A 24347-nucleotide genomic window follows, 5' to 3' on the forward strand; every position below is an offset into this window, starting at 1 on the left:
CACATGCGCCGCGACTGTCAAGCCAGCGGTAGACACCCGCCCTGCTTCGGACCGGAGTTAGCGCCAGCGCCATCCGTTATAATCCCTCGCGTCGCGGTCATTTCGAGCCGCAACCAGCGACCCGGTACAATCACCCGCATGCGCGCTTTTCACACCATCGGCATCATCGGCAAGCAAGAACCGGACACTCGCGTGCCGGCCGCCCTGCAGCGGCTGCTCGAGCACCTCGAGCGGCGCGGCCACCGCACGCTGCTCGAGCCCGCGACAGCCGATCTGCTAAGCGCCGGCCCAGACCACCAGGGCACCCCCTCCCCAGAGGGCGATGCGCATGCCAGTCCCTATGCCGAACTGGCCGCGCAATGCGATCTGATCATCGTCATTGGTGGCGACGGTACTTTCCTGCATGCCGCGCGCGACATCGCCCGCACCGACACGCCGCTGGTTGGCATCAACCTGGGGCGCCTGGGCTTTCTGGTCGACCTGTCACCGGAATGCATCGAGACGCGACTGAATGAAATTCTCGACGGACACTTCGATGTCGAGCACCGCAGCCTGCTCGAGACCCGTCTGCTCGGAGCGGCGGCCGACGCCAGCGACCGCGAAGACAACTGGACCGGCAAGGCGCTGAACGAGGCCGTGATCTCCAAGTGGGATACGGTGCGCATGATTGAGTTCGAGACCTACATCGACGGCGTCTTCATCAACTCGCAACGCTCGGACGGCTTAATCATCGCCACCCCGACCGGCTCCACCGCCTACGCCCTCTCAGGCGGCGGCCCACTCCTGCACCCGGCGCTCGACAGCCTGCTGCTGGTGTCCATCTGCCCCCATACCCTGAGCAATCGGCCGCTGGTCGTCGATGGAGCCAGCGAGATCGAGATACGGCTCTGCCATCGCCACGCCGAAACAGCGCGACTCACCTGCGACGGCCAAGTCGCCTTTTCGCTTGCCGAGGCGCGGGCAGTGCGGATTCGCCGCGGCCAGACCCGGGTGCAGCTATTACATCCGCGCGGGCATGATCACTTTCAACTACTGCGCGCCAAGCTCGGCTGGGGCGCACATGGACAGGAAAGCCCAAGGTGCTAACAGAAATTCTCGTCCATAACCTGGTCATCGTCAGCCGCCTGGAGCTGGAATTCGGCCCCGGCATGACCGCCCTGACCGGCGAGACCGGCGCTGGCAAGTCCATTCTGATCGACGCCCTCGGCCTGACCCTGGGTGAACGCGCCGACGCGAGTATGATTCGCGCCGGCAGCGACAAAGCCGAGGTCAGTGCCCATTTCGACCTGACCAACTGCCCACGCGCACGCGACTGGCTCGCCGAGCAGGAACTGGACGACGACGGCGAGTGCGCCATCCGCCGCGTGCTGCAGCCCAGCGGGCGCTCGCGCGCCTTCATCAACGGCCGCGGCGCCAGCGGCAGCCAGCTCAAGGCTCTGGGCGAGCTGCTGGTGGATATACACGGTCAGCATGCCCACCAATCCCTTCTGCGCGCCACCGCCCAGCGCGAGCTGCTCGATGGCTATGCCGCCCACGGCGACCTGCGCCAGGCAACAGCCCGGCACTTTCGGCATTTCCGCGACTGCGACGAGCGCTGGCAACGCCTGACCGCCGAGGGCGAGCAGCGCGCCGACCGCCTGGAGCTGCTGCGCTTTCAGCTCAATGAGCTCGACGACCTGGCGCTCAGCGCCGGTGAGCTCGACCAACTCGACGTCGACCAACGCCGCCTGGCCAATCAGGAGCGCCTTCAGGAGACCAGCGCGCGCATCCTGCAACTGCTCTACGATGGCGAGCCCGCCCTGCACGACCAACTCGGCCGCGCCGGAAGCGACTTAGCCGAACTCAGCGCCCTGGATGGTCGCCTGGCGCAAAGCGTCGAGCTCGTCGAAGGCGCCGCCGTGCAAATCGAAGAAGCCGCCTCCGACCTGCGCCAGTATCTCGACGCGCTCGACATGGACCCGGCGCGCCTGCAGGAGATTGAAGACCGCCTGAGCCGCATTCACGAGATTGCCCGCAAGTACCGCGTGCTGCCGGCCCAGCTCCCCGAGCTCCACCAGCAGCTCAAGGAGGAATGCGATGCGCTCGAGCAGGCCGACGCCAACCTCGACAGCCTGGCCGCCGAGCGCGACCAGGCCCGCGCGGACTATCTCGCCGCAGCCGAGACACTCAGCGCCGCGCGCCGCGCCGCCGCCGAGCGCCTGGCTGCGACTGTCACCGCCTCGATGCAGGAACTGGGCATGGCCGGCGGCCAGTTCGCCATCGACATCCAACACCAGGACATCGCCAGCGCCGCCGCGCACGGGCTCGATCAGATCAGTTTTCTGGTCAGCGCCAATCCCGGCCAGCCGATGCAGCCCTTGGCCAAGGTCGCCTCCGGTGGCGAACTCTCGCGCATCAGCCTTGCGATTCAGGTCGCCACCGCCAACTGTATTAGCATCCCCGTGCTGGTCTTCGACGAAGTGGACGTCGGCATCGGCGGCGGCGTGGCGGAAATCGTCGGCCGCCAACTGCGCCAGCTCGGCGAGGAGCGCCAGGTGCTTTGCGTCACCCACCTGCCCCAGGTCGCCGCGCAGGCACACCATCAACTGCGAGTGCACAAACAAACCCGCGATGGACAGACCTTTGCCGACATCAACGCCCTCACGGCGGACGAGCGCGTGGAAGAAATCGCCCGCATGCTCGGCGGCACCGACATCACCGCCACCACCCGCGCCCATGCCGCGGAAATGCTGGCACGACCAGAGAAATCTGCCAGCAACAGCACAGACTCATCAGCGCAGGAGTCCTAACCAATGAGCAAAAGCAAAACCAAGGACAAGTGCTGCAAAAACTACAAGAAAGGCAAACGCTGCAAGGACTGCCCCAAGCGCAAGTGACAACGAGGAAGCCTCGGTCTTTTCCGCAAAATGATCGTACCTGGTTATCACCCATGCGTCGCCCCGCGGAAGCGAAGTGAGCTGGGAGGAAAATCGACAGAAATTACCTTGCCGATCGCACGCAGCCGCCAATTCACCAAGACGCCGCGGCGCACCTTTGTTAGGATTTTAACTTCGCCCCCATTAGCTCCACAGGCCCTCGTAGCTCAGCAGGATAGAGCAGCCGCCTCCTAAGCGGCAGGTCACAGGTTCGAATCCTGTCGAGGGCACCATTCGATTCACCACAATACTGATTTATAAAGGCTTTTGTTCCCGCTCGCTTCGATCTAGCCCACACATCCGCCCACACTTTCCGGGCCTGGCTGCGGCGGATGATCGAGGCTGATCTCGGTGGCCTGGTGCTGACGATGGTGTATTTCGTCGGAATACCCATAACCAAGCCATGCCGGAATATGTGCGGCGGTCGAAAAACGCCGAAAATCAACCACTTACTAGCATTGCTACAGCAATGCTAGAGCTTGGCGGGCAGTGTGCGCCCAGATCGACGGGCACAAAAAACCCGACACAGGGCCGGGTTCGCTCGGGGCGTGAAGCTCGTTAAGCCCGAGTCCGCGGTCATCCTGCTCGGTTAACAGGACAACCGCTGCCAGATTACGCTACCCGCGCTTGGCTGTCTACCTGCAATCTTGAATGTTCTCAAGAGTTTAGAGCCGCCAATTTTGGCGACTCTAACTATCTGAGCAAGCAAAAAAAAACCCGGTGCTTGCCGGGGTCTCCATCATTCCTCGCTGATGGGCGGCGGCAATCTCAAATGTTTATGGACTCCATCGGCCAGCACCGCCAGGCTCGCCACCGGCACCTGGTAGGCATCGCGGATTTTGTAATTGTAGGTGAACATCCGCTCGGCAAAGTCGCTTTCCGGATCGCCTTGCACTTCCACATGGGCCAGCACCCAAACCGGCGTCTCATCGCGCCGTGTGACGCCGACGAGTTTGTCGGCATAGCGGCGAGTGGTCCTGGCCTCGCGCACGATCTTCTGGAATTCCTTGTCGAGAAACTGCACGCCTTTGGACCAGTCAATCTCGGCATGGATGGCCGGGAACAGCAGCGCGAAAAACTCCGGGAAGAACTTCTCCACGGCCTCCTTCCAGGGGCTGTCGTAGTCGGGTTTGTCGCCGGTGTCAGCGGCTTGGGTATCGGCTGTCATGGCGGGAGTGTAGCCGATTCGCTGGCGGGGGTGGAGCGCTGCGCCGACGCCTTCTCGCGTCGGAGTGCATTGAAGGCTTGACGTGGGAAAATAATTCGAGCCTGGACCCAATTGTTGCTGGTAAGATCATGTCTTACGTTTTTCGGCCAGCGATCATCAACAACATGGAAACAACACGTCTTTCCAGCAAAGGTCAGGTCATTCTGCCGAAGACGATTCGGGAGAATTATCATTGGTCGGCGGGTACCGAGCTCGAGATCGAAGAATGTCAGGACGGCATCGTCCTGCGGCCGAAGAAGCCGGTCCCGTCAACCCAGCTTAGTGACGTGGTTGGGTGCGCGGGCTACCGAGGTCCGGCCAAATCCCTCGACGAAATGGAGGAAGCCATCGCCCGGGGAGTGCGCGAAAATCATGCTCGCGATTGATACAAATGTCATCGTACGAATTGTCACCAATGACGATCCGGAACAGAGCCCGAGAGCGATAGCACTATTCGAGCGAGAACGTATTTTTCTCACCAAGACGGTGCTGCTAGAAACCGAGTGGGTACTCAGGTTTTCCTACCAACTCTCCCGCGAGGCCATCGTCTGTGCATTGCGAAAAGTGATCGGCCTGCAACAGGTCGAAGTCGAGAATATCGGGGTTGTCGTCATGGCGCTCGACAGGCATGAGCAGGGCATGGACTTTGCCGATGCGTTGCATCTAGCGAGCAGCGCAAAGGCGGCAGAGTTTGCGACCTTTGATGAGAAGCTCGTTAAGTTCGCGAAGAGACTTCAATCGAAGGGCGTTATAGCTCTTTGATAACAATTCAAGCCTGGCCCCTTCTATGAGGCGTGTTTTGTCAAGCCCTTTTGAAAGCCTTGTCCGATTCAGTACCGTCGAGCAAATCAGAACGTTACAGTCGTTCCCGCATTGCATGAGCGCGCAAATCGGCCGATCCGCCGCGCTTCTCTCTCCCCGAAGGGGCGGGCGTGGTTCATCGAAACGCTCGCGCATGGCAACGGCGTCGAGCGCTGTTCACACGCTTTCAAATAGCCTGATCACTCACTTTGAATCGTCACTCGCTTATTCGTTCTCCTGTGCAATGGCGGCCGTTTGGTCAGCGCGTTTTGCTCGGTTTCATCGGCATTGCGAGCGTTGTGACAGCCATGGGTTGTCTCGGTTTGAAAGCCGACGGATTCTGTGCGAATCCGCTCCACCTTCTATCCGTGCCGGGAAGCCCGGTCACCTGAAATTGCATGCGATGTTCGCCGCTGAAACCGATTGAAAAGGAAAGCGCCCCTTCTTTTAAAACGGCATGACCAGGGGTCAGCCCAGGTTCCAGTCGGGCGCTTTCGACAACCTTGACCGTGATCCGTCGCGTTGCTCTCTCCTCGGGCGTTGGCGCTGTGCTTGGCCGTTGGGGGTAACTGGATGTCTTCCGCGGGCGGCGGGCCTTAGCCGGCTTTGAGCACCGCGCCGTCTGGGATCTCGCCCTGTTCGAGATAGCGCCACAAGGCGATGAGCAGCTTGCGCGCCAGGGCGACGATGCCGATGCGACGCATGCGTTTGCCGCCGGTGGCAAAGCGCTCGCGGTACCAGCGGCTCAGGGCGCTGTCAGGCTGATAGCGCAACCACAGCCAGGACAGTTCAACCATGAGCGCGCGGATGCGCCGGTTGCCGGCCTTGCTGATGCCTTGGTCGCGCTGATCATCACCGCTCGCATAGGGCGTGGGGGTGAGCCCGGCACAGGCGGCCAGCTGCTGGCGATTGCGAAAGCCGCGCCAGCTGAAGAATTCCATGACCAAGATCCAGCTCGAAACCCAGCCGATGCCTTTGAGCTCGAGCATGCGTGCGACTTGCTGGTGGGAGACGTCGGTGGCTTGCTCGACGCGGCGCTTTTGTTCTTGCTCGATGGCGCGGATTTGCTCATCAGCCAAGCAATAGCGCTGGTATTCGCGGCGGATCTCTTCTTTGAGGTCGGCGCCAAGGGGCTCGCCGGTGGCGGTGCACAAGTGATCGAGAGTATCGATGACGGTGTCGTTGAGACGCTCGATGACGAGACCCTGGGCGATGAAGAGCGATTTGATTCGGGAGCTGTGGGCGCCACGTTCGCGGATCAGTCGCTCGCGCTCGCGGTTCAGCCGCATCCGATCCTCGGCCCCGGCACTGGGGACGTTCACCACCGCGAGGGCTTTTTTCTCTCCGCCAAGATACCGCATGAGCTGCACCAGCAGCGCTTCGACGTCGACCCGGTCGGTCTTCACGCGCCGCTTCTTGCGGTTGACCTGAATGCTGGCCGAGTCGACCACGCGGCTGTGAATCCCCCAGGATTCCAATGTACGATGAATCCAGAATCCATCCCGGCCGGCTTCGTAAACGCTTTCAATGACACAATCCGCGCTGAGTCCAAGCTTCCCCTTGGCGATCTCGATCTGCTCGTGCAAGGCGGGAAGATCGCGCGCTTCGATGGTCTTGATGCGGATCTTCTCGCCGTTGCTGAAGCCCAGCTTCCAGGTTTTGTTGCTCAGCTCAAGGGCCAGATAGAGGGTGGTCTTCGGCGTTTGGACAGCGGCAGTGGTCATGTTCGGTCTCCTCGTGGCTCGGGGTTAATGTCGAGGCTTAGACTTGGATGGCCTACATAGTTTCTATTCTCTATTCTTGATCCAAATATATGGGTTATTTGTTACCGATACGGGTATTGACGGGGGTTTTCGGCAGGTGGCGACTCGCTATAGATTATGCGCAATCCCATGTCGGGGTCAGACCAGCGCTAGGCCTCGCCAGGACTGGGCTCAGGCCGACTCGCGCGATCTGCTCGCGGCCGGCTTCGCGGCTGATTCGACCGCTTTGAGGTTTGGGCGCCGCCCTTCGGAATTGCCCGGCTGATACTGCCGCATCACTTGCACAAAGGCGTCGAAATCGTCCAAGAAACATGCGCAAAAATGCGACGTGACCTTTGCGTCAATTTCTTCAAGCGCCGTCTGTAGATGGCGCTCAAAAAGCGCTTATAGCCGGTGAATAGCGCAGTCAACCGCCAACGAGGCTGGTGACAAACCCCAGTCTCAGGTTGGTGTGGAAAGGCAGATCCAGGGGCCGAGGAGCGCACACCGGGAAGGAGCCCGGAGGGCGACTGGACGGTGTGCGCTCCTCGGCGCAGCGCCCGCGCGCGGCGGCTTGGTGTTGCGGGAGGGTCGCGTCATCGCCCTCGTCGGGGGTGACAACCGCGGAAAAAGCAGGTAGAGGCTTGGGGCCGTTGAGACAGGCGCGACCGCGGCTTCGACCACCACAGTCTCTCCGCGACCGCGCCCCCAACCGTGCATGGCACGGCCCGCCGGCAGTATCGGCCTGGCGGGAGAATACATCCACCCTCATCGGCGGGAGCCGCCGATGTGCGCCCATTGCGCCCCATGCCTCAGTGCCCGTCTGTTCCTCTGTGCCCGTTGCCGTCAGCAGGTCGTACTCTGCAGTCGCTGTGATCGCGGCAACCGCTATTGCGGCCCCACCTGCGCACAACGTGCCCGGCACGACGCCCAGCGTGCCGCCGCCCGACGCTACCAATCCAGCCGTCGCGGGCGCCATACCCATGCCGCCCGCCAAGCGCGCTACCGCCGTCGCCAGCGCGAAAAAGTGACGCATCAGGGTTCACCCCCGCGCCCATCCGATCAATGCTCCTGTGAGAACACCCCCACGCCGATTGCCGTGGCAGAGCCGGTCGCCGTTCTCAATCCCGCGGCGGTTGCCGATGATGCCCAGGTCCCCGAGGTGCCCTGTCATCGCTGCGGGTGTGAGTGCTCGCCTCTTCTGCGCCAAGGTTTTCTCCGCCGCCCGCAGTCAGGCGTTGCTGGCCGCGACCCCTGAAGCCAACAGGAGCCATCATGACCATCCCTTCCGAGCTCGAAGCCAAGATCCTGCGCTACTTCCTTGCTGAGCACTGGCGCGTCGGCACCATCGCCCAGCAGCTCGGCGTGCATCACGCCACCGTCGATCGGGTGCTGTCCCAGTCCGGACTGCCCAAAGTCGAGCGCGCCGCGCGTCCCTCGCTCATCGACCCCTATCTGCCCTTTGTCGTGGAGACGCTCAAGACCTATCCGCGTCTCACCGCCAGCCGGCTCTATGCCATGGTGCGCGAGCGCGGCTATCGCGGCGGGCCGGATCATTTCCGCCATTTGATTGCCCATGTGCGCCCACGCCCGCAGCCCGAGGCCTTTCTGCGCTTAAAGACCCTGCCCGGTGAGCAGGCCCAAGTCGACTGGGGCCACTTTGGCAAGCTCACCATTGGCCGGGCCACCCGCACCCTGATGGCCTTTGTGATGGTGCTGAGCTTCTCGCGGGCGGTGTTTCTGCGCTTCTTTCTCGATGCCCAGATGGCCAACTTCCTGCGCGGGCATGTCGGCGCCTTCGCGGCCTGGGGCGGCGTGCCGCGGGTGCTGCTGTATGACAACCTCAAAAGCGCGGTGCTTGAGCGCCAGGGCGAGGCAATACGCTTTCATCCAACGCTGTTGGAACTGGCCGGTCATTATCGCTTCGAGCCACGTCCGGTCGCGGTGGCGCGAGGGAATGAAAAAGGCCGCGTGGAGCGGGCGATTCGCTACATTCGCGACAGTTTCTTTGCTGCGCGCACCTTCAGTGATCTGGCGGATTTGAATGCCCAGGCTGATACCTGGTGTCAGGGCCAGGCGGCGGATCGGCCGTGCCCGGAGGACCGCGCGCAGTCAGTGCGCGCGGTTTTTGAACAAGAACGCCCGCATCTGCTGGCCTTGCCGCCGGTTCCCTTTCCTACCGAAGAGCAGGTGGCGGTGTCGGTCGGGAAGACGCCCTATGTGCGCTTTGACCGCAACGACTATTCCATTCCCCACACTCATGTGCGCCGCACGCTCACGGTGGTGGCGTCGCTCGGGCAGGTGCGGGTGCTCGATGGGGCCGCGGTGATCGCCACTCATGCGCGCTCCTTCGATGCCGGGGCGCAGGTGGAGGACCCGGCGCATGTGGCCGAGCTGGTGGCGCGCAAGCGCGCCGCGCGTCAGCACCGGGGGCAGGATCGGTTGATCCAGGCGGTACCGATCAGTCAGACCCTGCTGACCCAGGCCGCTGAACGCGGGGAGCCCTTGGGCAGCATGACGGCGGCTTTGCTGCGCCTGCTCGATTCCTATGGGGCGGCGGAGCTGACAGCGGCAATCGAGGAGGCGCTGGCGCGCGAGGTGCCGCATCCCAATGCGGTGCGCCTGGCGCTGGAGCGCCGCCGCGAGGCGCGCGGACAGCCGCCGCCGATTCCGGTCACCCTGCCGGCGGATGCGCGGGTGCGCGAGGTGGTGGTGCGCACCCCGGCGCTGGGGGATTACGACCAGTTGCATGATGAACCGCCACGGGAGGACTGAGCATGAGTGAACAGGATCCGCAGATGCTGAAACAACGCGCCCAGGCGCTGAAGCTCTATGGGGTGCTGGCGCATTGGGCGGAGGTGGTGGACGCGCCTTGGCTGGTGAGCGTGTTGCAGTGGGAGGAAGAGGCCCGGGCGCAGCGCTCGCTGGAGCGACGCATGAAGCAGGCGCACTTGGGGCGGTTCACACCACTGGCGGATTTCGATTGGAATTGGCCCAAGCGCTGTGATCGCGCGGCGATTGAGGAGTTGATGGGCCTTGGCTTTGTCGCCGAGGCGCTGAATGTGGTGCTGATCGGCCCCAACGGGGTGGGCAAGACGACGATTGCGCGCAATCTGGCGCGGCAGGCGGTGCTGGCCGGGCGCACGGTGCTGTGCACGTCGGCGGCGGCGATGCTCAATGCGCTGCTGGAAGCCGACGGGGAGCGGGCGCTGCGCGCGCGCCTGAATGCCTATGCCCGCGTGCAGCTGTTGCTGATCGATGAGATCGGGTATCTGTCGTATTCCAACCGCCACGCGGATTTGCTCTTTGAGGTGGTGTCACGCCGCTATGAGAGGCATCCGACCCTGGTGACAACGAACCGCCCCTTTGCCGAGTGGGGGGAGGTGTTTCCCAATGCCGCCTGTGTGGTGTCGCTGATCGATCGCTTGGTCCATCACGCGGAGATCATTCAGATCGATGGGGAGTCCTATCGGCTCAAGGAGGCGAAGGAGTCCGCGACGCGGCGGCGTGAGCAGCGCGCGGCACGGACCAAGCCGGCGTCAAAGACGCCTCCAGCACAGCCAGGAGAGGAGCATGTATCCACCCCCGATGATTCCCTATGATTGGTCGCCCGAGCAGGCGCTGGCGGTCGTTGACTGGTTGGAGATGCTCTGCGAGGGAATTTATGAGATCCATGGCCTCGCTATCGCCGAGGCCCGCGAACAGGCCTATCAGGAGCAACTGCGCGATGAACGTCAGCTGCCCTTGCCGTTGTTTCCTTCCTACAACGATGATCCGTTCTGAGTGACCTTCACCGGCCACCGGGCGCGGCTCGCTGTTCGGTGGCTCACCCTTCGCCTTCAGCGAGGGCGTCGCTTTGTCGGGCGGCTGGACTTCACCGTTTATCCGCAGGTTTGTTCAGCCGCTAACACCGTCGCAAACAATTCCCAAGATCTGACCGCAGTGCGGAGTCCTCCGGCAAGATGCTTCGTGATGACATGGTCCGACTCTAAGATTTCGAAACAATCCCCGGAATAGGCTACTAACACCCCGCACAGCGAGGCGGCAACCGAGATGCATATCCCTCTGGTAAGACCACAGATGCATGTCAAATCTCGCTTGATGAACTCTAGCTCCTGATCATCTTCTGGTCGATCCGCCTTCGTGGGCTGTTTTTCGCGGATAGCAACCAGGTATCGATGCAGGCATTCGACGTTAGCATGGAAGGATGGTTCAGTTAGCATCAATGTCGCCTGTGCTGATACACAAAGTTGCGCTGCAATTTAGTTGAGCAGTTTGATGAAGAACTTCTCCAGGGCCTCCTTCCAGGGGCTGTCATAGTCGGGTTTCTCGCCGGTGTCAGCGGCCTGGGTGTCGGCAGTCATGGGAGGAGTGTAGCCGATTCGCTGGCGGGGGAGGAGAGCTTCGCCGACGCCTTCCCGCTGCGGAGCGCATGGAAGGCTTAACGTGGGAAAATAATTCGAGCCTGGATCCATTTGTTTCTCTTTTCCTTGATCGGCTTCAGCGCTAGAGCGACGGAGCTTTCGTAAGCTATTGTGTTTGAATGATATATGGTCGCAGGGTAGGATAAGGTAAAAATTTTTTCCTTAAAGGCGCTTTTATGGGTACGCACGCAGAGTGGGCGTTTTACGGTCGGCAGACGGAGTTGCAACAGCTGCAGAGTATTTTGTCTCGGCGCCGCTGGTTCTTTTTGCAGATTTCAGGGCGACGACGGATCGGCAAAACCACCCTGATTCAGCAGGCGCTGCGTGCAGCGGACGTCACCAAAACGCTCTACATCCAGATTCCGGATTCGGATCCAGCCGGTGTGGTAGCGGCCTGCAATGGTTATCTGGAAACCTTTGGGCTGGAAGAGCGCGTTTACAGTCTCGGGCAGTTTGCCGGCTTGATTGCTCGTCTAGCCAAGGCAGGTTACGTGGTCGCGTTGGACGAATTTCAGTATTTCCACCGAAAGCCACTCTTCGACTTCTGCTCGTTGCTACAGGCGGAGGTGGACCAGCTAAGCGCTCGGGCTGGAGAGGTGGCTGGTGGGTTAATTGTGCTGGGATCTTTGCACGCAGAGATGACGGCCCTGCTCGATGATCGTCAGGCGCCTCTGTTCAACCGAACAACGGACACGCTGGAGCTCGGGCATCTGGATATCCGCGCTGTTCTAGAGATTCTGCGCACGCACGCGGATGAAGATCCTGAACGTCTGCTATTCCTCTGGAATCTGTTCGAAGGGGTCCCGAAATTCTATCGGGATGCTTACGAGCAGGACGTGCTGGATGCGGATCGTAAGACGTTGTTGAAAAAGCTGTTTTTTTCCAGTTCATCGCCGTTGCGTAACGAGGCCGATAACTGGTTTCTGCGCGAGTTGCGTGGGCGATACGACATGGTGCTTCAGTTCCTGGCCTCACATCCAGGGTGTAACAATGCGGACATCGAAGCGCATCTAGCGGCGGTCTCTGGCCCAGGCGAAGCGAGGCAGGTAGGCGGACATCTGAAGATTCTGACCGAGCGATACCGGATGATCGAGCGACGGCTGCCGATCTTCGCCAAACCCAAAGCGCGCAGCGGACGGTACTACATCCGCGATAACTTCTTGCGTGCGTGGTTATCGGCATTGCAAAAGCCAGTGTCGGCGTCTGCTTTCCGACCTTTGGAAACGCTGATTGCTCAGTCGGACGAGCGCTTGGAAGAGATCGAGGGTCACGCTTTAGAAAGTCTGACGGCCCAACTCTACGAGGAACGAAGCCGGTTGGGCTTGGGGGATTTCGCATTGTCCGAGCACATGCAAGGCTACTGGGACCGCTCAGATGTTGAGGTTGACCTAGTGGCGGTTTCGGAGGAGCTGAAGACGATTCGGTTTGGCTCGTGCAAGCGCCAGGCAGATAAACTGGCTGGGTCGCTACCAACACTCGCGGTTGCTGCGACACGTTTTTTGGCCGCGCACAAGATGTACCAGGGCTGGAACGTTGAATACGTGGCCATCGCCCCTCGCATCACGCACGCGCAAGCCGTCGCTATCCGCCGCCAAGGGGGCTCACCACAAAGTCTGGCTGATCTTTGTAATGAGCTGCGAACACATCCATAACCGAAGCGTCATTGTGCATCGCAGACGCGTGATGCATCCGGAGCAATCAGGTAACCCCGCCGCTTCGATGATGGCGACATCGAGCAGCTGGCTTTTCAGAGCCATTTCCAGCTCCAGCTCAACAGACCAAGGCGCCTCGGCGAAGGGTGTGGCGTGGTGGCGGCCAAGGCGAAGACATTGTCGCTAGCTTCCAGCTCCGCCCAGCGCGCGGGCTCCGCGTAGTCGAGCAGCTTGACCATCGGGAAGTCGAATCGGCAGTGCGCCGGGTGGTCTTGGCCTCGCGCACGATCTTCTGGAATTCCTTGTCGAGAAACTGCACGCCCCGCGACCAGTCGATCTCGGCATGGATGGCCGGGAACAAGAGCGCGAGAAACTCCGGGAAGAACTTCTCCAGGGCCTCCTTCCAGGGGCTGTCGTAGTCGGGTTTCTCGCTGGTGTCAGCGGCTTGGGTGTCGGCAGTCATGGGAGGAGTGTAGCCGATTCCCTGGCGGGGGTGGAGCGCTGCGCCGACGCCTTCCCCCTTCCTAGCGCGTTGAAGGCTTGACGTGGGAAAATAATTCGAGCCTGGACCCTATTCTCTGGGACTACCCCGGCGACCGCATTGGCGAGCATCACTCCATTCCCCTGTTGCCAGACATCATTCGCGAACGCGCCGCTGCGGGTGGTGAGATGCAATGAGATATTGCGAAGTTACCGGGGGGTTACCCAACGGATTTAAAGAAAAGCGTCCTTGAACCAACCCCAAATTCCCAAAGAGAATCCGGGAACAAGGTCGATACCAGCTGCCGACTTGGCAAGGTAGAGCGCCAACAGACCCGTCAAGATGCTGAATGTCATGAACACTGTCAGGAATGCAGCCTGCATGAACAGGCCAACCTGCTGCTCGCCTCGGGAAAGCTCGCGGCGATTTCGACCGAGCAGAAAGACCACATAATACCGATGGCGCCAAAACTTCAGGGTGCCGCGCCAATCAATCGCGTGGCGGCCCCATTTGCGTGCACTTAGCGCCAGCTTGAGATAGGCGAGCTGTTCTTCGGAGAAGCTTGCCTGAACAGCGGGCGGCATCCGCGCCAACAGCGGCGTTAAGTCAGAATCCTTGCGCAAATCAGCACACGCATCAGCGACATGGGTCTCCATCCAATAAACTCCGAAGTTGCGTCTGTGTTCGGACATCACGAACGCGGCGAGTGGACAATTGGGCGCATCGAAACGGAGCACGCTCGCGGCAGCCCACGTGAAAGCTATTCGTTTCTGGCACCACTCGATCACTGGCACCATTTGATCAAGTAAATGTTCCCCTCAATGATCGCGGCGCTGTTTGGCCAGCCAGGCTTCGATGGTGTCTGGTTCAAGCCCCTTGCGCCGGTCCTCCGGATCAAACCGCGTCCATGCCGAGATTCTAGCCGATTCGCCGCCACCGGCGGAGGCAGGTGATGGGGTTTACTCGGCATCGGTAGCACTTGGAAAGGTTTTTGTGTTGTGGTGGCTTTGCAAACCAAATCGACCATAAAAGCCCCATGAGCCGTCGGTCTACACTCCGCTGGCCAGTCATCTCGCCGTCAATCGGCGCTCGCTCCTGGGTGAACAGATCCGTCCCTGTTCGCGGCGGCCATAAGGCCTGTACCTGCCGCAAGCTGACTTGGATGGAATCGCCCAAGGTTTCCCCCCAGCCCGACCCGGGCACCGTCCGGCTCAAGCGTGTTCATCATGACCCGGGCATTTTGCCAAGGCTTTTGCCCTGCCGCCACCTGTCGGGTTCTGATTGTTCCTGACAGGCGCAAACCGCGATGTTGCAGCGCCCTGGTGTCGATTTTCTGTCGTAGACCGACGCTCTTTTCAGAGTCTCGCAAGCGCAACAGGACTGACCCATCCTCGGCAAGCCGCACCTGTCCGTGCGTTCCGGCGTGGATTTTCCAGGATTGCAGCCCGGCGCTGAAATTGCCATTCTCTATCAGCGATGGACTCACCTCGATGAAGGGGTCGTAATAGACGCCTAGAAGAAGCGTCAGACATGCCAAGGAGAGAAAAATCCAAGTCTTCCGCTTCATCACGCTTTGGTCCAGATGCTGCTCGCGCGGGTCTGCGGCGAAGCAAAGCCCGCGAGCAACCAGATCACTCGATCCGATTCCCCGGGGCAACCGCGCATGCTCTTACAATCCACCGAGATTTGACTCCCCGTTCAGCATCCTGACCTCCGTAGTCACGCCATGTGGGGGTATATGACCAACCCAGGCAACCCTTATGGCCGGTACCTTGCTTCCATAATAGGTTATTCATGACGCTCGCTCCTTGGCAAGCCAATCATTGGGGAGTACGAATTGTTGCTTCATCACGAATGTTAACGTCACCGATACCGCTTGCCGGAAGGGAGCCAGTTGCGTTACTGTACATACATTATTGTAAATACATCACCGCGCGAGGTGTGACATGCCGACACGGATTACCCGGGTTTTTAACAACGGCAACAGCCAAGCCGTGCGGATTCCCGCAGAGTTCCGAATCGATACCGACCGAGTTCAGATTTCGCGCAACCCAGAGGGCGATCTGTTACTCCACCCGCTGCGTGGGCAACGGGGCGAAGCGCTGATGCAGACCCTGCAGGCGTTAGGTGAAATCGACGAGACCTTTGTCGTTGCGCTGGAAACCGAGGGCCAAGACCGCCTGCCCATCCAAGAGCGCGACCCGCTGTGATCTATTTTCTTGACACCAACATTCTGATCTATCTCATCAAAAACCAGCCGCCCGCCGTCGCGCTGCGCATCGATGCCCTGCCTGAGGACGACAGCCTCAGCATGTCTTTCGTCACCTGGGCAGAACTCCTCAAGGGCGCGGAGCGCAGTCACCGCAAAGCGGACGTTCTGCGCCGACTTGAGATTCTGGCGCGGCAGGTTCCGATTCACTATCCTACAACCCCGGCGATTTGCCACCATTACGCAGAACAGGCCAGCCGCCTGAAAGCGGCGGGCACGCCCATCGGCGCCAACGATCTTTGGATCGCCTGTCACGCGCTCGCCGAAAACGCCACCTTGGTGACCCATAACCTTCGCGAATTTACCCGCGTGTCTGGCCTTCGGGTGCAAGACTGGGCTGAATCATGATCGGCGGATAGGGCTTGATGCCGCACTCAGCAACTCCGCCTAGAGCGCCTCGAATTGCGGGATGACCACATCGGTAAAGGGGCTGGCGCCTTGTGCGCTGTGCTCGATCACGAGGGGCGCAAGGTACGCGCCTGCTCCGTGCACCTCGACGCCAACTGGTCGGACATGCGCGCCGCCGATGGGCGCTTTGAGCTGGCCATCAAAGAATGGGCCAAGATCCTCTGGGTGGAATTCTTCGCGCCCACATCACGCTACCTTGCAGCGCGAGAACTGGTTGACCGGCTCCAGGTCGACAGTGATCTGCCAACCCTGCTCGGCGGCGATTTCAACACCGTCCCGTGGTCCTATCCGATCCGCACCATCACCCGGTCGTTTCGCGATGCCTCGTGGCTGACAAGAAGCTACCTGGAAGGCACCTATCACAAACTCCCTGGCCCTCTTCAACCGCGAATCGATTTTGTCTTTGTTTCGCCATCCCTTCAATCAACACAAGCTGAGGTAGTGCAATGCCCCACGGGTGACCACTACCCGGTGCGGGCCAACGTGCGGTTATCAGGTGAACCGCTGCACTGAGCTGCTATCCGCGGCGGCGAGGAAAAGTAGATGCGGATGCGAAAATGGTGACCCGTCCCGATTTCCCTTTTCCAACCCCGCATCGATTATCATTTTGTTGCCCGTAACTTTCAGGCGCGACAAACGAAGGTAGTCTCTTGCCCGACCGGAGATCATTATCCCGTGCGCGCCGAGTTGCGATTGTGACCATTACTGGCTAGTATTTTTCCCCGAGCGGCGCCAACGCCACATCCCATCTGTGCCTAATCTCCAGAATCGCCGCAACAGATCGCCACGAGGGACTGTTTGATGCTTCCACACCTGCGCAAATACGCCAATTGGAAGCCTCGGACGTGGAGCTTTACCAAGGCCAAGCCTTGCATGCCGAGATCGAAAACTTTCTGGTCGCGGCCGGCTTTCGCGTTGCCGGGCACTTCAATGCGCAGTTCGAGCAAGGCGAGCGCGTTCAGGGCGATTGGTTGTTTCGTCGGATGTGACCAGCTCGGGAGCATCCCCCTGCCATGAACGCCTTCTGATCGATGAAGCCGCGACAGCACCCCCATCAGCAGCGGCGCGAGCCGACCCACGACAGCGGCTACAAACTCCTTTTCGCCCACGCCGCCATGGTGCGCGACCTGCTTCGCGGCTTCGTCCCCGGCGACTGGGTTCAGGCGCTGAATCTCGACACCCTTGAGCGCTGCAGCGGCAGCTACGTCACCGACGACCTGCGCGACCGCGCCGACGATCTCATCTGGCGCCTGCGCTGGGGCGAAGACTGGCTCTATGTCTACCTGCTGCTGGAATTCCAATCCACCATCGACGCCTGGATGGCGGTGCGCATCCAAACCTACCTTGGCCTGCTCTATCAGGATCTCATCCGCGCCGAACAACTGAGCGCCGCCGGACGTCTGCCGCCGGTGTTGCCGATTGTGCTCTACAATGGCGCGCAGGTCTGGAACGCCGCCGACACTATCGAGCCGCTGATTGAACCCGCGCCACCGGTGCTGGCCGCCTATCGGCCCCAACAGCGCTATCTGCTGCTCGACGAGCGGCGCCTGGCCAAATCCGCAAACCTGCCACTGCGCAACCTCAGTGCCGCGCTGTTTCAGCTTGAAGCTAGCCATGGCTCGGACGAGGTCATGACCATCCTGCGCACCCTGGTCGACTGGCTCAAGGATTCCGCTCAAACGAGCCTGCGCCGGGCCTTTGCCGTGTGGTTTGGGCGCATCTTTCTGCCGAAGCGGCTACCGGGTATTGAGTTTCCGCCCTTAAACGATCTCATGGAGGTCTATGACATGCTCGCCAAAAATCTGGAAACCTGGACAGATCAATGGAAACACCAGGGATTGGAGCAGGGTCTGGAGCAGGGTCTGGAGCAGGGTCTGGAGCAGGGTCTGGAGCAGGGTCTGGAGCAGGGTCTGGAGCAAGGCCGAGAGCAAGGTCGGCGGGAGGCCACCCGACACCTGCTCCTCCGCCAAGTCCGCCGCCGCTTTGGCCCAGCCATCGCCGAGCAGAGCGCGCCCCTGCTTGCGCGGATCGTCGATCTCCAACAATTGGAAGAACTCGGTGATCACGTGTTGCTCAGTGCAGACAGCGCGGCCTGGCTCCAGGTGCTCCGCCAAGCCGGCGCCTAGCCGGACACGCGGGATGAGAATCGCCGCTCATGCCTCCATTCATGAAAACCGACCACCCCATTTACCTTTTTCTGTCTGCCGGTGCGGAGGCGTTTCGGGTGTTGACCGGCGGGATGCGGCTGGAAGGCGCCTATCACTTCAGCTCCACCACGCTCAAGACGCTGGAACGGCGTCTGGACGGACTGCTGGAGCCCGAGGGGCACCCCGGGCCGGTGTATGTGGTCGAATTCCAGGGGCAAGGCGCCGAGCGGGCCGGTTACAATCTGCTGGCCAAGATGGGACTCTACGGCGAACAGCATCCGACGCGCGATGTGATCGGCATCGGGGTGTTTCTGCGCGAGCGCGATGTCCCGGTTTATCCCCGCGGGCTTGGCGCCTCGCCCGACCTCGTGCGCATCGTCGTCCTCGACCAGATTTTGCCGGACTGGCTCGCACGCGAGCCGGAGAATTCCTATCTGGCGGTGTTCGCCCCGCTGCTGATCGATGGCGAGGCGGAATTGCGCGCCCGCGCCCCGGCGCTGTGGCAAGGCTTGCAGACCGCGCCGCTCCCGCCCGAGGCGCGCGAGCGGCTGGCGCAAGTGATGGAATTTTGGTTTTTCGAACGCTTCCGCGGTCTGACCGCACAGGAGATCTGGGCCATGTTGAATCTGGCAACCCCCATTCAAGAGACCCGCGCCTATCAATCCATCTTTGCCGAGGGCAAGGCCGAAGGCGAGGCCGAGGGCGAGGCCAAGGGCAAGGCGACCACCCTCAAGCGGCAGATCAAACGGCGGTTCGGTCGTCTGTCCGTTGAGGCCGAGCGGCGCATCGACGCCGCCCCGGTCGCGCAGCTCGATGTCTGGCTCGATGCCATTTTCGACGGCGACAGCGTGGACAGCCTGCTCGGGTCGGAGCGGTAGGCACCCTCCGGTGAATGTCAAGGCCTCGCCGCATGGGCCAGGGTTGCCGTCATCGCCGCCGACAGCCGCTGGCTTGAAAGATCGAGAGAAGGAATCGTCGCATGTCACCGCGTTTTCGCAAGTTCGCCAAACTCCTACAGCGCCCCGGCTGCGCTGGCCGCGGGCGCGGCTGATCTGCTTCGAGCCGCTGATTGAACCCGCGCCACCGGTGCTGGCCGCCTATCGGCCCCAACAGCGCTATCTGCTGCTCGACGAACGACGCCTAGCCAAATCCGCAAATCTGCCGCTACGCAACCTCAGTGCCGCGCTGTTTCAGCTTGAAGCTAGCCATGGCTCGGACGAGGTCATGGCCATCCTGCGCACCCTGGTCGACTGGCTCAAGGATTCCGCTCAAACGAGCCTGCGCCGGGCCTTTGCCGTGTGGTTTGGGCGCATCTTTCTGCCGAAACGGCTGCCGGGTATTGAGTTTCCGCCCCTAAACGATCTCATGGAGGTCTATCACATGCTCGCCGAAAATCTCGAAGCCTGGACAGATCAATGGAAACACCAGGGATTGGAGCAGGGTCTGGAGCAGGGTCTGGAGCAAGGCCGAGAGCAAGGTCGGCGGGAGGCCACCCGACACCTGCTCCTCCGCCAAGTCCGCCGCCGCTTTGGCCCCACTATCGCCGAGCAAAGCGCGCCCCTGCTCGCGCGGATCGTCGATCTCCAACAATTGGAAAAACTCGGTGATCACGTGTTGCTCAGCGCGGACGGCCCGGCCTGGCTCCAGGTTCTCCGCCAAGCCAATGTCTAGCCCAACACGCGGGATGAAAATCGCCGCTCATGCTCCTGAACCCCCCAAAGCGCCGTGATCCGCTTGGAGCTTCCCAGCATGCCAGAGTCATTGTCAACGCCCAACGAGGCGACCCTCGACCAACGGGATCAAATCACGGCAGCCATGCTGCGCGAAGTCTTCCGAGAGACTGACGAGAGTGGCTACGGCAACCGCGGTGCGGGTGCTTGGACGTACAATGGGGAAACTGACCCCGCGATTCCCCCCATTTGTCCTTCCGTTGATTGCACAGGACAGGTAAGAGCGAAGGTATGATGCTCTGCCCGCGTCTCAGGAGAACTCAAAAATAGTTCCACCCTGGCCTCTATTCCGTAGTTTCTATTCCTAATCCGCCTGGTCGCGCAGTTGTGCCTTGAGGCGCTCGATTTCGGCCAGGGCCGATTCTTTCGCGATCCGCTCCTGTTCTTTCGCGATCCGCTCCTGCTCGGCGAACCGCTGCGCTTGCTCTTTTGCCGCTCGCTCCTGCCGCGCCTCGACCTGCAAGGCGTCGAGATGGTGCTGGATACTGATCTGCTGCCGCAGGAAGTTCTGCCGCGCCTGATAAGCGTGGTAGGCGCGTTCTTTCTCGGAGAAGGCTTTTAGGGTGCTCATGGCTTGGTGCATCTCTTGGGTGTGCATCCACTCGGGCAGATGCGATTCGTCGAGGCGGGGCGCTTCGATGAAGAACTTCAGCCAGCGCTCCAGTTCGGTGACCACGTTCTCGGCGGCGAACTTGCTCAGTTCCAATAGGTAGAGACCACCGTGGTCGAGCAGTTCCCGACCCTGGTCGTCGCGCAGCCGAAAGCGGTGAAACCATTCGGACAGGCCGGGACGCAGAGTCTGTCCCAGCAGCCAGATGGCGTAAGTCGGGCGGAGACCTTCATAGGGTTCGCCATCCTGCAACTGGGCGCTGTAGAGATCGGCCCAGCCATAGAGCATGCGTGCGGGCAGTTCAGGGAGGTTGAGCAGTTGCAGTTCGATCTGATAGAGCCGCCCGGCCTGGTCGCGGGCCTTGACGTCGACGATGCTGAGTTTGTCGTCGAGAAACTCGCGCTCGTTGTAGGGGTTGAGGATCTCAACCTCCGTCAGGGGGCCGGCAAGATCCTGACCCAGCGTGGCATTGAGGAAATGGATCAGCAGTGCCCGGTTCGCTTGCGAGCCGAGCAAGGCCTTGAAGACACAATCGATCTTGGGGTCGATGGGATGGCGCATGCGGGCAGTCTAACCAGATGCAAAAGCGCGGACAATCGAGCCGCGTATCGACCTTGCTTGGCCTCTAAGCCGATAGCGATGCGTGGCGGGAGCGCGGTGCGGCCGGATGACGGTAAAATGGGTGACCGGATGCTGTGGAATGCGCAGTGCTTTGCGCCGCGTCTCAGGAGAACTCAAAAATAATTCTACCCTGGCCCCTTGGCTGCGTGCCTCGGGCTATTCAGTATACTTTCCCCAGAATTCATATTCATTTCATGTTCACGCGATTTTTTTTCGTTATTCTGATCGGTGGCGTTCTGTTGTTTTTTTCATCGGTACGAGACGTTGGGTTGGCAGATCACACCGCTTTACAGCCAGCGATCACGCTGACGGCGATGACCTTTAATGTTGGAGATCCTAACCGCAAGCATTTTCCGCTGGATACGGTTGCCGAGTGTATTGTCCGCGACGGGCACCCCGATATTCTTTTTCTGCAAGAAGCCCCGGGTTGTCTTGCTGCGCTGCAACTGCCGGCGCGCCTTGGCTATGATTTCAGCGTGGCGGCATCAGCCGATTCGATCCGCGGGGGCGGGCTGTGCGTTTTGACCAGGTTTCCCATCCTCAACCGCGAGGAATACGCCTTACCACACGACGGCAAAGGGGCTGGCGCCTTGTGCGCCGTCCTCGAGCTCGACGGGGGGCCGCTGCGGGCGTGCTCCATCCATCTTGACGCAAATTGGTCGGAGTTGCGCGCTGCGGATGGACAGTTTCACCTGACCAGCATAGAGCTGGCGCAGCTCGCTTGGGCGGAGTTCTTCGGTCAGACCTCTCGGCACCTGGCCGTACAAGCTTTAATTTGGCAGTTGCGGGGCGAAAGACAGATGCCGACGCTGCTCGGCGGCGATTTTAATACCCTCCCCTGGACTTCCACCATCCGAACCATCAGTCGCTCATTGCGCGACACGGCATGGTTGACCAAGACCTACCTGCGGGGGACCTATCACGACCTCTCCGAATCGTTCCAGCCCCGCATCGATTATCTTTTTGTTTCCCGTAATGTACAGGCGTGGCAAACGCAGGTGGTCTCTTGCCGGACCGGAGATCATTATCCCGTGCGAACCGAGTTGCGATTGTGATCGTTACTGGCTACTATTTCGCCCTGAGCGGCGCCAACGTCCACATCTCATCTGTGCCTAATCCCCAAAATCGCCGAAAAAGACCGCAACCGGGAGCTTTCGCCGAATGTGACCAGCTCGGGACCATCCCCCCCCCCCCCACCATGAACGCCTTCTGATCGACGACGCGGCGACAGCACTCCCATCCGCAGCGGCGCGAGTCTACCGGATTTAAGATTGCCTTCCCATGCCCGACGTGCTGCAATCAAATAAATCGTGACACAAGAGCGGAACATACGGTGAAAGAGCTTAATATTCGAGAGATGCGCGCTAACATGGGTCGTTTGGACGAGCTCGTTGCAGCGGAGGGAGAACTGGTCATCTGCCGTCGTGGTCAGCCCATTGCGCGGGTGTTACCGATGTCGCTTCATCGCCAGCCTCCCGACCATGCTGATCTGCGGCAACGCACAGCGCTGCTGCCGTCGGCTTCGGGAGATCTGATCCGAGTAGAGCGTGATGAGCGCTGATCATCGCGCCTATCTGGATACCAGTGCGCTGGCGAAGTGGTACCTCAATGAGCCCGGTTCTGACGATTTTGTGGCGTTTCTTCAAGGCTTAGACGTGGCAGTGATCAGCAGCCTGACCGTTACGGAAATGCGGTCTTTGCTCAGTCGTCGACGGCGCATGGGCGACTTGCCGGTTGAACTCGAGACCCTGCTTTTTTCGGCCTTTCTCGAGGATATTGATCGCGGGTGGCTGCAACGCTACACGATGGATGATGCCCGGTTTGCTGAGGCGACGAACCTGATTGTGCGCCACCCTGAGCATCCTTTGCGTACGCTTGACGCACTCCACCTGTCGCTGGCAGCCCATGCTGGGATAGCGATGCTGGCAACGGCCGATGCGGTGATGGCTAATGCTGCAACGAGCATGGGTTTTGAGGTTGTTCGCTTTTAGTGCGACCGCGCCGACGACCTGGTCTGGCACCTGCGCTGGGGCGAAAACTGGCTCCATGCGCTGCGTCAAGCCTGCCCGTAGGGGTGCCTTGTGCGCTGTGCTCGACCTCGACGGGCGTCCGCTGCGGGCGTGCTCCATCCATCTTGACGCAAATTGGTCGGAGTTGCGCGCTGCGGATGGACAGTTTCACCTGACCAGCATGGAGCTGGCGCAGCTCGCTTGGGCGGAGTTCTTCGGCCAGACCTCTCGGCGCCTGGCCGTACAAGCTTTAATTTGGCAGTTGCGGGGCGAAAGACAAATGCCGACGCTGCTCGGCGGCGATTTTAATACCCTCCCCTGGTCTTCCACCATTCGAACCATCAGCCGCTCATTGCGCGACACGGCCTGGTTGACCAAAACCTACCTGCGGGGGACCTATCACGACCTCTCCGAATCGTTCCAGCCTCGCATCGATTATCTGTTTGTTTCCCGTAATGTGCAGGCACGGCAAACGCAGGTGGTCTCTTGCCCGACCGGAGATCATTATCCCGTGCGAACCGAGTTGCGAACGCCGGCTTGCTGGGCGGCGCTGCGACACGGCGAAGCCGCCACTTTGGAGCACGATGCAGCGCTCGGGCGCGAGCGATTTGCCACCGTCATCGACGTCGGCGCCAACAAGGGTCAATTCGCCGTTTACACCCGGCTGCGCTGGCCGCGTGCGCGGAAAAAGCTGAAGCCAGCATCAAACGTCTCACGGGATTGCGGCTCGATGTGAATCCTGCTATCGACTTGTATCCGCGCAACCATCCGGGTCGCAGCTTGACTTTCAAAATTACGGATATTGACTGGGGCAGGCTCGATCATCGCTGTGACTGCACCGTTCATGCGTGATGCTCGTTGCGCTGCTGCTCGATGAGTGTTTCAGGCGCCAGCGCGAGTCGGGCATTGATCGACCCGGCGCGCTCGACACAAAGATCGACGACGATGTTGACATCCAGTAAAAGTTGCTTCAAGGCAGACGCCCTTGCTCGCGTCGCGCCGCAAGACGCAACTCCATGGCGGCCCAGCGCTGGCGCTCCTCCTCCGACTCCTCGCCATCCGTCGGCGGCAGGAACCGACACCGCGCGTCCTGGACAACCGCCGCCATGCTTTCCACCTTGGCGCGGATCTCAGGTGAAAAATTCGCAAGGTCATAAGTCGGTAATGCGAAAAGCGTCGGGTTAGCAATCTCTTGATCCGGTATCTCCACACGCACAAGAAATCGCTGATGCTTGAGCGTGAGCGAACGCTGAAATTCGAGTCGGCCTTGGTCGTAGATGGCGTCGATTTGCATGTTCAGGCTCCAAGCTGGACGGTGGAATAAGCGAATT

General features: G+C 60.8%; 29 protein-coding genes and 1 tRNA gene. 22 read left to right on the plus strand and 8 right to left on the minus strand.

Annotated elements, in window-relative coordinates; genetic code table 11:
- Positions 1 to 138 precede the first annotated feature (138 nt).
- The 3 genes from Thiosp_RS17960 to Thiosp_RS17970 all read left to right on the plus strand — a co-directional run bounded on the left by Thiosp_RS17960 (position 139) and on the right by Thiosp_RS17970 (position 3148).
- Entirely contained in the window at positions 139 to 1086 is a 948-nt protein-coding gene (locus tag Thiosp_RS17960; protein WP_201067786.1) for an NAD(+) kinase, read from the plus strand.
- Positions 1080 to 2789, plus strand: coding sequence for a DNA repair protein RecN (recN, locus tag Thiosp_RS17965; RefSeq protein ID WP_201067787.1), 1710 nt, complete (start codon positions 1080 to 1082; stop codon positions 2787 to 2789). The genes Thiosp_RS17960 and recN overlap by 7 nt, the downstream gene beginning before the upstream one ends.
- A gap of 282 nt (positions 2790 to 3071) precedes the next feature.
- A tRNA-Arg gene (locus Thiosp_RS17970) sits at positions 3072 to 3148 on the plus strand.
- A 506-nt stretch (positions 3149 to 3654) separates the two neighbouring features.
- On the opposite strand, the gene Thiosp_RS17975 is transcribed toward Thiosp_RS17970, so the two are convergent.
- Positions 3655 to 4083, minus strand: coding sequence for an RpnC/YadD family protein (locus Thiosp_RS17975; RefSeq protein ID WP_201067788.1), 429 nt, complete (start codon positions 4081 to 4083; stop codon positions 3655 to 3657).
- Between the two features lie 77 nt (positions 4084 to 4160).
- On the opposite strand from Thiosp_RS17975, the gene Thiosp_RS17980 reads away from it, so the two are divergent.
- Positions 4161 to 4508 (plus strand): AbrB/MazE/SpoVT family DNA-binding domain-containing protein, encoded by a 348-nt coding sequence (locus tag Thiosp_RS17980; RefSeq protein ID WP_242518693.1) that lies wholly within the window; start codon positions 4161 to 4163, stop codon positions 4506 to 4508.
- On the plus strand, positions 4495 to 4884 hold the full coding sequence (locus Thiosp_RS17985) for a type II toxin-antitoxin system VapC family toxin (protein ID WP_201067789.1): 390 nt from the start codon (positions 4495 to 4497) through the stop codon (positions 4882 to 4884). The genes Thiosp_RS17980 and Thiosp_RS17985 overlap by 14 nt, the downstream gene beginning before the upstream one ends.
- Before the next feature lie 635 nt (positions 4885 to 5519).
- Here Thiosp_RS17985 and Thiosp_RS17990 read toward each other — a convergent pair.
- Positions 5520 to 6647: an IS110 family RNA-guided transposase gene (locus Thiosp_RS17990; protein ID WP_201068759.1), complete on the minus strand. Its 1128-nt coding sequence runs from the start codon at positions 6645 to 6647 to the stop codon at positions 5520 to 5522.
- A 736-nt stretch (positions 6648 to 7383) separates the two neighbouring features.
- Here Thiosp_RS17990 and Thiosp_RS17995 point away from each other — a divergent pair.
- The 5 genes from Thiosp_RS17995 (at position 7384) to Thiosp_RS18015 (ending at position 12741) form a co-directional block, all read left to right on the plus strand.
- The gene (locus tag Thiosp_RS17995) at positions 7384 to 7923 is read left to right on the plus strand and encodes a hypothetical protein (RefSeq protein ID WP_201062934.1); all 540 of its coding nucleotides are present in this window, start codon (positions 7384 to 7386) and stop codon (positions 7921 to 7923) included.
- Positions 7924 to 7940: 17 nt separating this feature from the next.
- Entirely contained in the window at positions 7941 to 9440 is a 1500-nt protein-coding gene (gene istA / locus Thiosp_RS18000) for an IS21 family transposase (RefSeq protein ID WP_323696454.1), read from the plus strand.
- A gap of 2 nt (positions 9441 to 9442) precedes the next feature.
- Entirely contained in the window at positions 9443 to 10267 is an 825-nt protein-coding gene (istB, locus tag Thiosp_RS18005; protein WP_201062932.1) for an IS21-like element helper ATPase IstB, read from the plus strand.
- A complete protein-coding gene (locus Thiosp_RS18010) occupies positions 10239 to 10448 on the plus strand; it encodes a hypothetical protein (RefSeq protein ID WP_201062931.1) in 210 nt (69 codons plus the stop codon). Before istB ends, Thiosp_RS18010 begins: the two co-directional genes overlap by 29 nt.
- 817 nt (positions 10449 to 11265) lie before the next feature.
- Positions 11266 to 12741 carry an ATP-binding protein gene (locus Thiosp_RS18015; protein WP_407702737.1) on the plus strand — a complete coding sequence of 492 codons (1476 nt, stop codon included), beginning with the start codon at positions 11266 to 11268 and terminating at the stop codon, positions 12739 to 12741.
- A gap of 118 nt (positions 12742 to 12859) precedes the next feature.
- On the opposite strand, the gene Thiosp_RS18020 is transcribed toward Thiosp_RS18015, so the two are convergent.
- A complete protein-coding gene (locus Thiosp_RS18020) occupies positions 12860 to 13204 on the minus strand; it encodes a hypothetical protein (protein WP_242518801.1) in 345 nt (114 codons plus the stop codon).
- 77 nt (positions 13205 to 13281) lie between these two features.
- On the opposite strand from Thiosp_RS18020, the gene Thiosp_RS18025 reads away from it, so the two are divergent.
- Positions 13282 to 13419: a hypothetical protein gene (locus tag Thiosp_RS18025; protein WP_201068234.1), complete on the plus strand. Its 138-nt coding sequence runs from the start codon at positions 13282 to 13284 to the stop codon at positions 13417 to 13419.
- 36 nt (positions 13420 to 13455) lie between these two features.
- Here Thiosp_RS18025 and Thiosp_RS18030 read toward each other — a convergent pair whose 3' ends face one another.
- Together Thiosp_RS18030 and Thiosp_RS18035 are read right to left on the minus strand one after the other, a co-directional pair.
- Positions 13456 to 13878 (minus strand): 3-phosphoshikimate 1-carboxyvinyltransferase, encoded by a 423-nt coding sequence (locus Thiosp_RS18030; protein ID WP_242518800.1) that lies wholly within the window; start codon positions 13876 to 13878, stop codon positions 13456 to 13458.
- A 422-nt stretch (positions 13879 to 14300) separates the two neighbouring features.
- Positions 14301 to 14789, minus strand: coding sequence for a hypothetical protein (locus Thiosp_RS18035; protein WP_201068233.1), 489 nt, complete (start codon positions 14787 to 14789; stop codon positions 14301 to 14303).
- 379 nt (positions 14790 to 15168) lie between these two features.
- On the opposite strand from Thiosp_RS18035, the gene Thiosp_RS18040 reads away from it, so the two are divergent.
- The 7 genes from Thiosp_RS18040 (at position 15169) to Thiosp_RS18070 (ending at position 19717) form a co-directional block, all read left to right on the plus strand.
- Complete coding sequence (locus Thiosp_RS18040) at positions 15169 to 15432, plus strand: antitoxin (protein ID WP_201068232.1); 264 nt, start codon at positions 15169 to 15171, stop codon at positions 15430 to 15432.
- Positions 15429 to 15839 carry a type II toxin-antitoxin system VapC family toxin gene (locus Thiosp_RS18045; RefSeq protein WP_201068231.1) on the plus strand — a complete coding sequence of 137 codons (411 nt, stop codon included), beginning with the start codon at positions 15429 to 15431 and terminating at the stop codon, positions 15837 to 15839. The genes Thiosp_RS18040 and Thiosp_RS18045 overlap by 4 nt, the downstream gene beginning before the upstream one ends.
- Positions 15840 to 15893: 54 nt before the next feature.
- Positions 15894 to 16412, plus strand: coding sequence for an endonuclease/exonuclease/phosphatase family protein (locus tag Thiosp_RS18050; RefSeq protein ID WP_323696588.1), 519 nt, complete (start codon positions 15894 to 15896; stop codon positions 16410 to 16412).
- A gap of 317 nt (positions 16413 to 16729) precedes the next feature.
- The gene (locus Thiosp_RS18055) at positions 16730 to 16888 is read left to right on the plus strand and encodes a hypothetical protein (protein ID WP_201068229.1); all 159 of its coding nucleotides are present in this window, start codon (positions 16730 to 16732) and stop codon (positions 16886 to 16888) included.
- Positions 16889 to 16930: 42 nt separating this feature from the next.
- Positions 16931 to 18025 carry an Rpn family recombination-promoting nuclease/putative transposase gene (locus tag Thiosp_RS18060; protein ID WP_201068228.1) on the plus strand — a complete coding sequence of 365 codons (1095 nt, stop codon included), beginning with the start codon at positions 16931 to 16933 and terminating at the stop codon, positions 18023 to 18025.
- Positions 18026 to 18054: 29 nt separating this feature from the next.
- Entirely contained in the window at positions 18055 to 18924 is an 870-nt protein-coding gene (locus Thiosp_RS18065; RefSeq protein WP_323696589.1) for a DUF2887 domain-containing protein, read from the plus strand.
- Positions 18925 to 18997: 73 nt separating this feature from the next.
- The gene (locus tag Thiosp_RS18070; protein ID WP_242518799.1) at positions 18998 to 19717 is read left to right on the plus strand and encodes an RpnC/YadD family protein; all 720 of its coding nucleotides are present in this window, start codon (positions 18998 to 19000) and stop codon (positions 19715 to 19717) included.
- A 363-nt stretch (positions 19718 to 20080) separates the two neighbouring features.
- Here Thiosp_RS18070 and Thiosp_RS18075 read toward each other — a convergent pair whose 3' ends face one another.
- Entirely contained in the window at positions 20081 to 20947 is an 867-nt protein-coding gene (locus tag Thiosp_RS18075; RefSeq protein WP_201068227.1) for an Rpn family recombination-promoting nuclease/putative transposase, read from the minus strand.
- 254 nt (positions 20948 to 21201) lie between these two features.
- On the opposite strand from Thiosp_RS18075, the gene Thiosp_RS18080 reads away from it, so the two are divergent.
- From Thiosp_RS18080 to Thiosp_RS18095, 4 genes are all read left to right on the plus strand, one after another.
- Complete coding sequence (locus Thiosp_RS18080; RefSeq protein WP_201068226.1) at positions 21202 to 22062, plus strand: endonuclease/exonuclease/phosphatase family protein; 861 nt, start codon at positions 21202 to 21204, stop codon at positions 22060 to 22062.
- Between the two features lie 278 nt (positions 22063 to 22340).
- On the plus strand, positions 22341 to 22568 hold the full coding sequence (locus Thiosp_RS18085; RefSeq protein ID WP_201068225.1) for a type II toxin-antitoxin system Phd/YefM family antitoxin: 228 nt from the start codon (positions 22341 to 22343) through the stop codon (positions 22566 to 22568).
- Positions 22558 to 22998 carry a type II toxin-antitoxin system VapC family toxin gene (locus Thiosp_RS18090; RefSeq protein WP_201068224.1) on the plus strand — a complete coding sequence of 147 codons (441 nt, stop codon included), beginning with the start codon at positions 22558 to 22560 and terminating at the stop codon, positions 22996 to 22998. Before Thiosp_RS18085 ends, Thiosp_RS18090 begins: the two co-directional genes overlap by 11 nt.
- Before the next feature lie 97 nt (positions 22999 to 23095).
- Positions 23096 to 23752 (plus strand): endonuclease/exonuclease/phosphatase family protein, encoded by a 657-nt coding sequence (locus Thiosp_RS18095; protein ID WP_201068223.1) that lies wholly within the window; start codon positions 23096 to 23098, stop codon positions 23750 to 23752.
- 106 nt (positions 23753 to 23858) lie between these two features.
- Here Thiosp_RS18095 and Thiosp_RS18100 read toward each other — a convergent pair whose 3' ends face one another.
- Both Thiosp_RS18100 and Thiosp_RS18105 read right to left on the minus strand, forming a co-directional pair.
- Positions 23859 to 23990 (minus strand): hypothetical protein, encoded by a 132-nt coding sequence (locus Thiosp_RS18100; RefSeq protein ID WP_274607953.1) that lies wholly within the window; start codon positions 23988 to 23990, stop codon positions 23859 to 23861.
- Complete coding sequence (locus tag Thiosp_RS18105; RefSeq protein WP_201068222.1) at positions 23987 to 24310, minus strand: hypothetical protein; 324 nt, start codon at positions 24308 to 24310, stop codon at positions 23987 to 23989. Before Thiosp_RS18105 ends, Thiosp_RS18100 begins: the two co-directional genes overlap by 4 nt.
- Between the last annotated feature and the right edge of the window lie 37 nt (positions 24311 to 24347).

It is taken from the genome of Thiorhodovibrio litoralis, from assembly GCF_033954455.1.
GTDB classification, from domain to species: Bacteria; Pseudomonadota; Gammaproteobacteria; order Chromatiales; family Chromatiaceae; genus Thiorhodovibrio; species Thiorhodovibrio litoralis.